10 protein-coding genes and 1 riboswitch are annotated in these 12,559 nt (G+C 40.0%); of the genes, 6 read left to right on the top strand and 4 right to left on the bottom strand.

Annotated features, from left to right (window positions below; all coding sequences use genetic code 11):
• Positions 1–89: 89 nt before the first annotated feature.
• A complete protein-coding gene (locus ACOB82_RS06480; protein ID WP_448212138.1) occupies positions 90–956 on the bottom strand; it encodes an NAD(P)-dependent oxidoreductase in 867 nt (288 codons plus the stop codon).
• A gap of 166 nt (positions 957–1,122) precedes the next feature.
• Between ACOB82_RS06480 and ACOB82_RS06475 the strand changes: the two genes are divergently transcribed.
• Both ACOB82_RS06475 and ACOB82_RS06470 read left to right on the top strand, forming a co-directional pair.
• Positions 1,123–1,605 carry a glutathione peroxidase gene (locus tag ACOB82_RS06475; RefSeq protein ID WP_448212137.1) on the top strand — a complete coding sequence of 161 codons (483 nt, stop codon included), beginning with the start codon at positions 1,123–1,125 and terminating at the stop codon, positions 1,603–1,605.
• Between the two features lie 5 nt (positions 1,606–1,610).
• Positions 1,611–2,051, top strand: a complete 441-nt coding sequence (locus tag ACOB82_RS06470; RefSeq protein ID WP_448212135.1) for a MarR family winged helix-turn-helix transcriptional regulator — start codon at positions 1,611–1,613, stop codon at positions 2,049–2,051.
• Between the two features lie 161 nt (positions 2,052–2,212).
• On the opposite strand, the gene lysC is transcribed toward ACOB82_RS06470, so the two are convergent.
• Complete coding sequence (lysC, locus tag ACOB82_RS06465) at positions 2,213–3,559, bottom strand: lysine-sensitive aspartokinase 3 (protein ID WP_448212134.1); 1,347 nt, start codon at positions 3,557–3,559, stop codon at positions 2,213–2,215.
• A gap of 160 nt (positions 3,560–3,719) precedes the next feature.
• Positions 3,720–3,916: riboswitch (Lysine riboswitch) on the bottom strand.
• Between the two features lie 211 nt (positions 3,917–4,127).
• Here lysC and ACOB82_RS06460 point away from each other — a divergent pair.
• On the top strand, positions 4,128–4,883 hold the full coding sequence (locus ACOB82_RS06460) for an ElyC/SanA/YdcF family protein (RefSeq protein ID WP_448212133.1): 756 nt from the start codon (positions 4,128–4,130) through the stop codon (positions 4,881–4,883).
• Between the two features lie 41 nt (positions 4,884–4,924).
• Here ACOB82_RS06460 and ACOB82_RS06455 read toward each other — a convergent pair whose 3' ends face one another.
• A complete protein-coding gene (locus ACOB82_RS06455) occupies positions 4,925–5,683 on the bottom strand; it encodes a Nif3-like dinuclear metal center hexameric protein (protein WP_448212131.1) in 759 nt (252 codons plus the stop codon).
• A gap of 402 nt (positions 5,684–6,085) precedes the next feature.
• Here ACOB82_RS06455 and ACOB82_RS06450 point away from each other — a divergent pair, with 402 nt between their 5' ends.
• Complete coding sequence (locus ACOB82_RS06450) at positions 6,086–8,692, top strand: TonB-dependent receptor plug domain-containing protein (protein ID WP_448212129.1); 2,607 nt, start codon at positions 6,086–6,088, stop codon at positions 8,690–8,692.
• A gap of 112 nt (positions 8,693–8,804) precedes the next feature.
• Here the strand turns inward: ACOB82_RS06450 and ACOB82_RS06445 are convergent, their stop codons facing one another.
• Positions 8,805–9,569, bottom strand: coding sequence for a methyltransferase domain-containing protein (locus tag ACOB82_RS06445; RefSeq protein ID WP_448212127.1), 765 nt, complete (start codon positions 9,567–9,569; stop codon positions 8,805–8,807).
• A 377-nt stretch (positions 9,570–9,946) separates the two neighbouring features.
• Between ACOB82_RS06445 and gloB the strand changes: the two genes are divergently transcribed.
• Both gloB and ACOB82_RS06435 read left to right on the top strand, forming a co-directional pair.
• Entirely contained in the window at positions 9,947–10,723 is a 777-nt protein-coding gene (gene gloB / locus ACOB82_RS06440; protein WP_448212126.1) for a hydroxyacylglutathione hydrolase, read from the top strand.
• A 75-nt stretch (positions 10,724–10,798) separates the two neighbouring features.
• A complete protein-coding gene (locus tag ACOB82_RS06435; RefSeq protein ID WP_448212125.1) occupies positions 10,799–12,418 on the top strand; it encodes a LysM peptidoglycan-binding domain-containing protein in 1,620 nt (539 codons plus the stop codon).
• The last annotated feature ends 141 nt before the right edge of the window (positions 12,419–12,559 follow it).

Below are 12,559 nucleotides of genomic sequence, written 5' to 3'. Positions count from 1 at the left end.
GATTTAAGGTTAATATTAAAAATGCCAGTATAGCTTGGTTACTATGCTGGCATTTTTATTTGATTCGTTAGTTATATAGTTGCTTATAACTAATGCTTAAAACGCGCAATTAAACTAGAGGTATCCCAGCGATTACCGCCCATCGCTTGAATTTCTTCATAAAAGCCATCAACCATTTTGGTCATTGGTAATTCAGTCCCATTTTTTTCAGCTTCAGCAAAGGCGATAGCCAAATCTTTACGCATCCAATCAACGGCAAAACCAAAGTTATATTCACCAGCAAACATGGTTTTATAACGATTTTCCATTTGCCATGAGCCCGCAGCGCCTTTTGAAATAGTTTCTACTAATAAGTCAGCATCTAGACCGGCATTTTCAGCAAAGGTAAACGCTTCTGCTAAACCTTGTACGACACCGGCAATACAAATTTGATTCACCATTTTCGCTAACTGGCCACTACCAATTGGCCCCATTAATTGAGTAAAACGCGAAAACGCGGCCATTACCGGTTGTGCACGCTCATAGTCAGCTTTTTCGCCACCAACCATTACCGTTAATACGCCATTTTCTGCGCCCGCTTGACCACCAGAAACAGGCGCATCTAAAAATGCTACGCCTTGTTTAGCTGCTTGTGTCGCTAGTTCGCGAGCAGTTTCTGCCGATGCGGTGGTATGATCGATTAGCACCGTACCTTTCACCATTCCAACTAAAATACCATCTTCGCCTAAACAAACACTGCTTAAGTCTTGATCATTACCAACACAGCAAAAAACGAATTCACAATCTTGTGCAGCTTGTCTCGGTGTAGGGAAGTGTTGACCACCAAACTCTTCTGCCCAGGCAATGGCTTTTTCCTGAGTACGGTTATATACCGAAACCTCATGTCCTGCTTTTGCCAAGTGGCCTGCCATCGGATAACCCATAACCCCTAAACCAATAAATGCAACTTTTGCCATGTCAGTGCCCTACTTTACTTAAAAAAATAACGATAAATTAACGATAAAAAATAATTGCCGCCTATAGTACTGAATTAGTCATAGCCAAACCACTTTCTTGCTTTTATTCGTTAATTATTTTATATTGTGCACAACTTAATTTTACAAAACTTAAAAAGAGCTAACTATGAGCGATTCAATTTATCAATTTTCAGCACAAGACTATCGTGGACAAACCGTTGATTTAAAAGACTATGAAGGAAAAGTTTTATTAATCGTTAATACAGCTAGCGCTTGTGGATTTACTCCACAATATGAAGGCTTACAAAAGCTTTATGATAAATATAAAGATCAAGGATTTGAGGTATTAGCCTTTCCATGTAATCAATTTCAACAGCAGGAAAAAGGCAGTAACGAAGAAATTAAGTCGTTCTGCGATTTACATTTTAATATCCAATTCCCACTATTTGGCAAAATCGATGTCAATGGTGACAACGCGCACCCGCTTTACAAATATTTAAAAGCTCAAGCGCCGGGTATTTTAGGAACCGAAGGCATTAAGTGGAATTTTACTAAATTCTTAATTGGCAAAGACGGTAAAGTCGTCAAACGTTATGCCACTATGACCAAGCCTGAAAAAATTGAACCGGCCATTACCGCATTATTATAACGCTTATGTCTGATTCTCTAGCATTAGAAAAGCAGTTATGCTTTCGGGTGTATAGTTTAAACAAAAGCATTACTAAACTATATGCCCCTATGCTGAAAGACATGGGGCTAACCTACCCACAATATTTGGTGATGTTAGCGCTATGGCAAGCTGATAGTGCCATGCCAGTCAAAACACTGTGCCAAACATTAGATTTAGATACTGGCACGTTATCGCCACTACTAAAACGGCTAGAACAAGCACAACTAATAAAACGTACTCGTAGTCAAGAAGATGAACGTTCGGTTTCAATCACCTTAACGCCACATGGCCGTAATATTAAGCAAAAAGCCAAGCAAATTCCGGCGAAGTTATTTGCCCTAACCGGTTTATCCTTGGCTGAGCTCAGTGGCTTACAAATGACTTTAGATAAATTACTAACTAATGCCCGCCAGCATATTAGCTAGTTGCATTAAGCTAGATTAGATATTGATAAGAGATAAGCCTCAGCAAAAGTAGATAATAATTTGCAAGGTTAAAGAAAAAGGCGAACACAGAGGTTAAGCATTGTGGTTCGCCTTTTTAAGGTAAGTTAATAGCTTACTTGCTCACTCGTAATAAATGTCTTTTAAGCAAATAACGCTTGATGCAAATGCTCTACCACCGTATTAGCACTTAGCTCTGGCACTAAGAAGCATAGATTGTTACTACTTGCACCATGACAAATCATACGAATATTTACGTCATTAATATGATCAAAAACGTGACTGCCTAAGCTATTAGTTTTATGCAAATTATTACCAATTATTGCCACCAAAGATAAGCCGTGCTCAACCGTCACTTCACACAACTGCTCAAGCTCTTCAACCACCGAATTATTGATTAATGACTTGGTGCTACCCGTTGGGTTATCGAAAGTTAACGCGACACTAATTTCACTGGTAGTAATTAAATCAACACTTAGCTCATGTTTGGCTAATATGGCGAACACTTTCGCTAAGAAGCCACTGGCATGCAACATTGCCGGGCTTTTTACCGTCACTAACGTTTGTTCTCGTCTAAGCGCGATAGAGCGATAAGTTGGGTTTGATGCCACTGTTTGCTGAATTAGGGTACCGCCTTTTTCGGGCTCTTTACTTGAACCAACAAATACCGGAATGTTTGTCCGCATCGCAGGTATTAAAGTGGCAGGGTGTAATATTTTCGCACCAAAGGTTGCCATTTCCGCCGCTTCACCAAAGGATATTTCAGGAATTGAGCGTGCCTGATCAGTAATACGTGGATCGGTGGTAAAAATACCAACGACATCGGTCCAAATACTTAAATTAGTTGCTTCTAGCGCTTCAGCTAATAATGCCGCGCTATAATCTGAGCCGCCACGACCCAGCGTGGTAGTATTGCCTAAACTGTCTTGACCAATAAACCCTTGCGTAACAACCACATGTTGATTAAGTAAAGGAGTGAGTTCATCTATCACCTTAGCTTTTAACAGCTCAATATCAACGACTGCCTGACCATATAGGCTGTTGGTTTTCATTACACGGCGAACATCAAAACTAATGGCACTTACATCCATCTCATTAAGCACTTGAGCAAATAGCATAGAACTTAATTGTTCGCCGTAAGATAGAATTTCATCAGCATTTTTTAAACTATGTTGCTCAGCCTGCAGCGCTGCCACTTCTGCCAACTCGGCAAGCTTGCCATTTATAGCGGTTTCTAGCGCTTCAGTATTGGCTAGCTCGGCAGCAATATTAAATTGAATAACACGAATAGCTTCAATGATCTCGGCTTGCTGCTCAATTGATAAATTTGCTTGCCCCAATGCGACCAAGTGGTTGGTAACACCCGCACTAGCGGAAACGACCACCACACGGTTAGTTAAATCATTTTTAATGATACTGGCGCAACGCTGCATAGCTTGAAAGTCAGCAACACTGGTACCACCAAATTTAGCGACAGTTAAATTAGACATAGACACTCCCAGACGCTTTAAACTGAGATTGATTATAAGTAGTTAAGGTGTAATCGAAATAACATTTCATCGAAAGTCCTCCCTAGATAGCAAGTAAACTATTTACAACAAGGAAGAGCAAGGCTGAGGATATGCGCAGCAGAAAATAAGCAAAACATTTTCAGCCAGAAGCTCTCCACCTTTGCTAATGCTCGAGTTATCTTACATTAGCGGTGACAATCCTAGGGATTCAACCCTAGTGACCGAATACAGCTCGCCACTCAAACTAGTATCCTCGGCGAAAGTCCCCCTCACTAGTGGTCATGGGAATGTGGTTCCTCATACTAGCTACCTGGCTTTCGCACCTCTTCTGGTGTTGCCAGCATTATTAAAGTAAAAGCTCGACAACACGGGTATTAAACATCAAAGCTAAGCCTGATACAAGTAAAAATAGCGATCAATTAATGAATATTTGTAATTTTATTACACGAGTAAATATGACAACAGATATTGAATGCAGCTATGCATTAGCTAGAATAGTCAACTGCTTTGAACATAATGCGCAACTCTAGGTGCAATTCGGACTTTCATGGACTTTTTTCTGTTTAAAAAGTTGGTCTCGGTAATTGTTATGCCGATCAACATCACCCTTTTACTATTAGTTACCTCGTTAATGCTGACCAAAGCCAATGCTCGCTTAAGTCGTCGGTTACTATTGTGTGCAACGTTAATTCTGGCGATTTCCTCTATTCCTTATGTTGCTGATAAAAGCATTTACTCGTTCGAAAAAAACTATGAGAGTTTTAGTCGGTCAAGTACACCTGTTGACTACATTATTGTTCTTGGCTGTGGTCACCACTCAAACGATGCTCTTCCTGCAACATCACAATTAAAGCCATGTTCACTGTCTCGATTAGTTGAAGCAATTCGAATTTATCGACTGCATCCGGAAGCTCAAATCATTACCTCTGGTTCAGGTGGCCAAGATGAAATGTCAAATGCCGAGAAAGTGAAAAATGCAGCTATCGCTTTGGGCGTGCCAGAGAATAAAATTTTATTAGAGGTATTCCCCAAAGATACCCGCGAAGAAGCACAACTTATTGCACCACGAGTTAAAGGTAAAAATACGGTACTAGTAACTGACGCTTATCATCTACCACGAGCGATGAAATATTTTGCGTTGGAGGGCGTTACCCCCATTCCTGCACCTGCAGGATTTTATGTGAAAAATATTGAGCAGCAACTTGTTTGGCAGAATTTTCTACCGCAAAGCCAAAGTTTAGTGAAAAGCAGTATTGCTTGGTATGAAGCGATGGGTCAACTTTGGCAATGGATAGCTTATTAAATTCATTAATAAGCTAACCATTTAACACACATAGCTATTACTTAAACTGGATTATCAATATCGATAAAATCGACATTTAGCCCAAACTCTAACGCTACATGTTCACCCAAGGCTTTAGCGCCATATCGTTCGGTTGCATGATGACCAGCGGCAAAAAAGTGAATACCTAATTCTCTGGCAACATGCGTAGTTTGCTCAGAGGCTTCACCTGAAATAAATGCATCAATGCCTTGGCTAGCCGCTTGTTCGATATAACTTTGACCACCACCTGTGCACCACGCTACTGTTTTTATAGGTTTATTAGACGGAGGTGCAATATGTAAACATTGACGTTCAAGCTTTTGACTAATTAATTGACTAAAACTTTCACCACTAATATTAAAGGCTAGTTCGCCCTGCACGCCAACACTCAACGGGTTTCCTAGCTCTAAAGGCCCTGTCACTTTAATGCCCAATAACTTGGCTAATTGCGCGTTATTGCCAAGTTCAGGGTGAATATCTAGCGGCAAATGGTAGGCGAATAAATTGATATTATGCTCAAGCAACTTTTTAATGCGGTTATATTTCATTCCGGTTATTGTTTGCGACTCACCTTTCCAGAAGTAACCATGGTGCACTAATATGGTGTCTGCATTTAACGCAATGGCTTGATCAATTAATGCTTCGGTTGCCGTTACCCCTGTAACAATATTTATTACCTCATCACTGCCTTGGACTTGCAAACCGTTTGGACAGAAATCGGCGATTTGCTGAGGTTTTAATAATTCAAATAAATATTGTTCAAATTCTGCTCTTAACATGTAATTCCCAGATTAATGCTTACTATGCGTTGGCATCAGTGTCTCATATTTGAATAGCCGATAAAATCTTTCAACAACAGGTACTCGATCAAAACAATACAACTAAGTACCCATCATCAACAAAAAATATCGACCATGGAAAATTTTTATTCTGTACGAATCGAGTCGTAGAAAATGCAGTACTGATGCCTGTTTGCGGCTAAACCAAGTATGTTTTCGGATAGATATATTTACAATCTATTAACATTCTACACAAATTCCCTATTCCTATCTGCCTAGATATTTGCTACAAATTTGTAGATCAAACAAAAAACTAGTCTCAAGAACTAGCAAATAGCACAAGATATGGCTAACAAAAGTTAACTAATTATAGTTTGATTTTAATAATTATAATCAAAAGGAATGAAGGAAATGACAAAGTTTTTTTCTAAGAAAACATCACTTGCACTAAGCATTTCTGCTGCATTACTTGCCTCGCAAAGTTTTAATGTTGTCGCTGCAGAAACGGAAGAAGAAGTAGAACGTATCCAAATTACCGGTTCTCATATTAAAAGAACCAGTATGGAAGGCCCTTCGCCGGTAACCAGTTTATCGTCAGAAGATATTCAAAAAACCGGTGTTACTGACTTAATCAGCTTATTCACTAAGTTACCAATTTCAGGTCAAGGCACTTTCTCAACCCAAGCCAACAGCTCAGATGATACCGCCAACGGCGGCTCATCAGTATCACTTCGCGGTTTAGGTGCTGACTCAACACTTATTTTAGTTAATGGTCGCCGCGTATCTGTTAGTCCGTTTGCTAAAGGTATTGATACTGCATTTGTTGACATTAACAACATACCATTATCTGCAATTAAACGTGTCGATATCTTAAAAGATGGCGCATCTGCAACTTACGGCTCTGATGCGGTAGCTGGTGTAATTAACATTGTATTACGTGATGATGTTGATGGTGTTGAGCTTTCAGGTAAAGTTGGTACCACTGCTGATGGCGGTGGCGATGAGCAATCATTTAGCTTAGTGTTTGGTAATCAAACAGAAAAATCAAGCCACACCTTCATCATGGAATATTTTGACCGCGAAGAAGTGTTATATGCCGATCGCGATTACGCTAAATCAGCTAACCAAACAGCATTGCGTCCCAATGATCCATTGACAACTGACTTCCGATCTTCATCTGGTATTCCTGGAACCATTGCCTTGGCAGCAGATCCATCAAACCGTTTAATTGATTTATATGGTAATGATACTTGTCCAGAAGCTGATCGTGATTTTGCCAATAACTTATGTCGTTATGACTATGCCCCACATATGACCATGATCCCAGATGCCGAACGTTTTAGCTGGAATTATATGGGCAAATACGAAATTAACGATAATATGCGTGCATTTGCTGAATTAAACGGCCAAAACTCAAAATCAGTGGTTCGTGGCGCAGGTAGCCCAAGTTTCAATGAATTATTTATGTCTGGCGACAACATTAATCACCCGTTTGCCGATATGCCAGAGCATGAGTTCCACGGTCAGGATTTAACTATGCGCCGCCGTACTGTTGATATTGGCAACCGTGAAAAACGCGTAGACTCAGATTACTATCGCGCGATTTTAGGTTTACAAGGTGAAATTGGCGATTGGAACTGGGAAGCAGCTTATTCTTATATTAAAAGTGAATCTACTGAGCGCGGTGTTGACGGTTTTCCTAACTCACGTCGTATTCAAGAAGCGATTGATTCTGGCCTATGGGACCCGTTTGAGCCATCTTCAAACTCGCAAGAGTCACTCGATTATATTGAAACCACTACCACACGTATTGGTAAATCAACCAATAAGTCACTTGATGTAAAATTCTCTGGACCATTGATGGAAATGCCTGCAGGTGACTTAATGTTAGCGGTTGGTGCTGAATACCGTGAAGAGAAAATTTCTGACAATCCAGATGATCAATTCTTACGTGGTGATATCTTTGGTACTGAAGCGACACAAGCAAATGGCTCTCGTGACAACACAGCTATCTTTGGCGAATTAGCGATCCCTGTTATTGATACCTTAGAAGTACAACTTGCGGTACGTTACGAAGATTACTCTGATTTTGGTACTACAACCGATCCTAAAGTATCATTTTTATGGACACCTACCGAAGACTTAAGTGTTCGTGGTTCCTACGGTACTGCCTTCCGTGCACCTTCGTTACACCAATTAGGTTTAGGTCGTACTGATGAGTCGCCAAACTTGATTGATACTAAGCGTTGTGAATTGATCGGCAATCAAGATCGTGCCTGTGAACCACAAGAATACACAGCAGTTTTTGAAGGTAACCCAGACTTAGGGCCAGAAGAATCAACGAGTTATAACTTTGGTGTAATTTATAACATCACAGATGACTTAAGCTTCTCTGTAGATTACTATGATTACGACATCGAAGATATTATTGATTCAGACACACAATTTGTTATGGATACTTACGGTTTAGATCCTGACATTGTTGAGCGTCGTCCTACATCAATTCCTAATGATCCTGGTGAAGTTATTCAGGTTAATGATGGTTTCCAAAACATTGGTGACCTACAAACTTCTGGTTTAGACGTTGATATCCGTTACAACTTAGATACTGAATATGGTCAATTCCGTTTAGGTTATGTAATGAACTATGTTCTAAATTTTGAAGATTATAAAGGCACAAAAGAAGGTGGATTTGAGCAACCTGAAATTCGCTGGACAACTTCAATTGACTGGATGAAAGACGACTTCAGTGCAACTGCAGCGATTAACTTTATCGATGAGTTTGAACAAGAAGCATCTTTAGGTATTGATAAAAAAGTTGATTCAATGACCACAGTGGATGCAACATTCAACTACTATGGTATTGATAATACTGTTTTAACTATTGGTGCAACTAACCTGTTTAATGAAGAGCCTCCATTTGCTTATCATGACTTTATGGGATTTGTTGTAAACGTTCATAGCGGTCAAGGCCGTTTTGCCTATGCTCAAGCAACGTATAAGTTCTAATAACAGATTAGGCTTAGCCTAATCATTACAAATCATAAAAAAGCCCTGATTTTTCAGGGCTTTTTTTTAACAAATAAACTAACCAAAGTTATTTCACTCATTTAAATAACTATTAGCGATATTTACCATGAACCTTGCTGCTGTTCATTGGCGTCACTCTGGCTGGTTGTAGGCTTGGTCGTAAGCGCCACTTAGGCTTAATTGGCGTTAACGGGTGAACACGTTTTTTGGCAACAATCACATAGATACTGCCTAGTGCAGGCAAGTAACTACCGGCAAACCGCTGCCAATAACCATTGAGCTTACCTGACTTTTTGCCTTCATCGCGTCCGGAAAGCATCGAAAACAACAAACGATTGTCGTCTAATACTTCGTAGCCCATCAGCGCTAACCAGTCTTTAACCCGCATTGGGGTAAAAAATTGCTCCCGCCAAGGTGACTGCTTACGCCGATATGGCATAAGTTTATTTAATCCAGCAAAACTAAATGGGTTATATCCAGTAATGACCATATAGCCATTCGGGATCAGCACCCGTGACGCTTCACGCAATACATGATGAGGGTCAGTAGTAAACTCTAGTGCATGCCCCAATATACAAACATCAACGCTATGTTCAATAAATGGTAAATCATCGATGTCAGCGATCACAGAGCTTAATTCGCGACAATGTGACACATTTACCTGATGCTTAATTGGTGACTGACTGCAATCAATTGCACTACTTAGTGCGCCTATTTTCAATAAGTGATAACCAAAAAATTTGCTACACCAAGGGGCAATAGCCTGATTAATCGTTTGGCAAATCGTTGAACCCATTGGCAGTTCTTGCCATTGTTGAGGTGTACTTGGTTCGCGATAAGCTAATGCAGATTTCATCAAATTTTAATATCCTAAGCTTTATTAGGGTCTGTTGATCTTTCAGTTTATAACGCTGTTGTTTTTGAAAAAGCGGTCAATCGCGGCGCTTAATATAAAGTTTGATTGTGCCAAATGCATATTAAGCAACAAAGGGTGACACCTTTTTTTTAAAACAACCCGAAGGGCTATGGCTCATTTTCAACCTAACTGCGTTGAAAATCGTTAATGTAGAATAACTACATTACACTCTGTTCGCCTAGTCACCTTATAAATTAGCCTATAGCAGAGACTAAAATGAAAGGTCTACAGATCCTAGCCTTTTGATCTATTTATAACGGAGTTTGTCGTGATAAAGTTAGTCGTTATAATGATAAAAACTTTTTAAATGTGCTGATATGACTATAAATATAACGCCAATTAACGCTTTTAACGATAACTATATTTGGGCGATTACTGCAAACAACAACTCGGCATTGACACTAGTAGATCCGGGACAAGCTCAACCATGTATTAATTTTATTAAGCAACATAACTTGAGCTTAAGTTATATTTTAGTCACCCATCACCACCCAGATCATGTCGGCGCGATAGCTGAGCTTATTGATTTATTTCCACAAGCGACAGTATTTGGTCCGGCAAATGAAAATATTCCACATAAAGCCGTCGCCCTAAAAGAAGGTGATACTGTGCCATTACCTGAATTTGAGGTGGAATACACTGTGTTAGATGTTCCCGGCCATACCGCTGGCCATATTGTTTACTTTAATGATGAAGTTTTGTTTTGTGGCGACACTTTATTTTCAGGCGGTTGTGGTCGCCTTTTTGAGGGAACACCCGCACAAATGCATAACTCCCTTGCAAAATTAAAAAGTTTACCAGCACACACTAAAGTGTATTGTGCACATGAATATACCTTAAGTAATTTAGCGTTTGCCCAAGCCGTTGAACCTAACAATAGGGCACTGGACTCGTATAGCCAACACGTTCAAGGGCTTAGAGCAGAAAACTTGCCTTCGATTCCAACGACAATCGAACAAGAAATCGCCATTAATCCTTTTTTGCGTTGTAATCAATACTCAATTAAATCTAGTGCAGAAATATTTGCTGGAAATCAGTTAACTACTGAAGTAAACGTCTTTGCCACTATTCGAAAATGGAAGGACCAATTTTAATATCACATGAATTAGCCCTTGAATTACCATACTAAACGAGTAGAATTTTGCTACTTTTTGATTGAAAAGACGTATATGAAGTATCTATCAACTGCATTATCGGCATCACTTCTGTTATTTGGTTGCCAAACAACTCAGCAAGCTGACAACAATCGGGAGCTGGCTTCAAATAGCCATATCGCCCTGCCATCAGAAATTAACCAAGCATTACTTGCTGACGAAACTATCGATGTTATTCACCCCGTTGCCGATATCGATATTGATTTAAATGGTGATGCTGTTCATGTATCTGAAGATATTTGGGCACATATGCGTGAACAACTAACATTCGATATTCCACAAAATGATCGGGTAATAGCGCAACGTAACTGGTATGCAAAACATCAAAGTTATCTTGATCGTGTCGCTAAACGCGCTGAGCCGTTTATCCACTATATTGTTCAAGAGCTAGAAGCGAACGATATGCCAATAGAAATGGCATTATTACCGATTGTTGAAAGTGCATTTGACCCATTTGCCTATTCCCATGGCCGCGCCTCTGGTATGTGGCAGTTTGTGCCTGGTACCGGCAAACGTTTTGGTATGAAGCAAAACTGGTGGTATGACGGTCGACGGGACGTTATTGCTTCAACCCAAGGTGCTATAGCTTACCTAAAATACCTCAATAAGTATTTTGATGGTGATTGGTTATTAGCGCTTGCTGCCTATAACTCTGGCGAAGGCCGAGTTAAACGCGCGATGAAGAACAACGCACGTAAAAATAAACCTACTGACTTTTGGTCATTGGATTTACCGAAGGAAACGCGCGCTTACGTGCCGAAATTACTGGCATTAGCCGATATTGTTAAACGGCCAGAAACCTTTAATGTCAAACTGTATGAAATTGATAATGTGCCAGTAATTGAAAGTGTCGATATTGGCTCTCAAATAGATTTAGCCAAAGCAGCAAAATTGGCAGATTTAAGTTTAGCGGAATTCCAACGGTTAAACCCTGGTTTTAATCGTTGGGCAACAGACCCTCAAGGCCCACACTATGTGGTGGTTCCGCGCACGAAAGCCGAAAACTTTCAAACGGCGTTGGCGAAACTATCTGATAAAGATCGCTTAAGTTGGCAACGTTATAAAATTAAAAATGGTGATAGTTTAATTCGCATCGCCAAGCACTTTAATACCACGCCAGAGTTGATCCGCAGCGTTAATAATATTGAAGGCAATAATATACGCGCCGGTAAACATTTATTAATTCCTGTTGCTGCTCAAGAGCTTGATGACTACATTTTATCGCAAGAACAGCGTTTATCAAAAACTCAACAACGTGAACGCCCAGGTATAAAAAGTTATCACACAGTAAAATCTGGCGACACGCTATGGGACATTAGCCAAAAATATAATGTTTCTACTCGCAGCATCGCTAAATGGAATGGTATGGCGCCAAGAGACTATATTAAGCCGGGTCAAAAATTAGTGATTTGGCAAAAGTCTGGTTTAGCCCAAACCGCTGGCAAGCCAAGTGAACAAGCAATTATGCGCAATATTACCTACCGTGTGCGACGAGGCGACTCTTTTGCCCGCATCGCAGACAAGTTTAATGTCAAAATCAGTGATATCGAACGTTGGAATAGCTTAAGCCGTAAAAAGTACTTGCAACCTGGACAGATCCTTAAGCTTTCGGTTGATGTCACTAATAATATTTAAGCGAATTGCGTTTAGCACCGACAATATTTAGCACCAATAACATTTAACCCTAATAAAGCTGACCAATGATCTGATTACAATTTAAGATCATTGGTGGCGGTTAACTCTGCCTACTTTTATAACAAGAAATTTCGCTTATGA

The sequence above is a fragment of the Colwellia sp. MEBiC06753 genome, from assembly GCF_053470325.1.
This window is presented reverse-complemented; position numbering and strand designations above follow the sequence as displayed.

Coding starts and splice junctions, on each gene's coding strand:
- ACOB82_RS06470 (WP_448212135.1), top strand. CDS start 1,611: ATGTCTGATTCTCTAGCATTAGAAAAGCAGTTATGCTTTCGGGTGTAT.
- ACOB82_RS06455 (WP_448212131.1), bottom strand. CDS start 5,683: ATGTTAAGAGCAGAATTTGAACAATATTTATTTGAATTATTAAAACCT.
- ACOB82_RS06435 (WP_448212125.1), top strand. CDS start 10,799: ATGAAGTATCTATCAACTGCATTATCGGCATCACTTCTGTTATTTGGT.
- ACOB82_RS06460 (WP_448212133.1), top strand. CDS start 4,128: ATGGACTTTTTTCTGTTTAAAAAGTTGGTCTCGGTAATTGTTATGCCG.
- lysC (WP_448212134.1), bottom strand. CDS start 3,559: ATGTCTAATTTAACTGTCGCTAAATTTGGTGGTACCAGTGTTGCTGAC.
- ACOB82_RS06480 (WP_448212138.1), bottom strand. CDS start 956: ATGGCAAAAGTTGCATTTATTGGTTTAGGGGTTATGGGTTATCCGATG.
- gloB (WP_448212126.1), top strand. CDS start 9,947: ATGACTATAAATATAACGCCAATTAACGCTTTTAACGATAACTATATT.
- ACOB82_RS06475 (WP_448212137.1), top strand. CDS start 1,123: ATGAGCGATTCAATTTATCAATTTTCAGCACAAGACTATCGTGGACAA.
- ACOB82_RS06450 (WP_448212129.1), top strand. CDS start 6,086: ATGAAGGAAATGACAAAGTTTTTTTCTAAGAAAACATCACTTGCACTA.
- ACOB82_RS06445 (WP_448212127.1), bottom strand. CDS start 9,569: ATGAAATCTGCATTAGCTTATCGCGAACCAAGTACACCTCAACAATGG.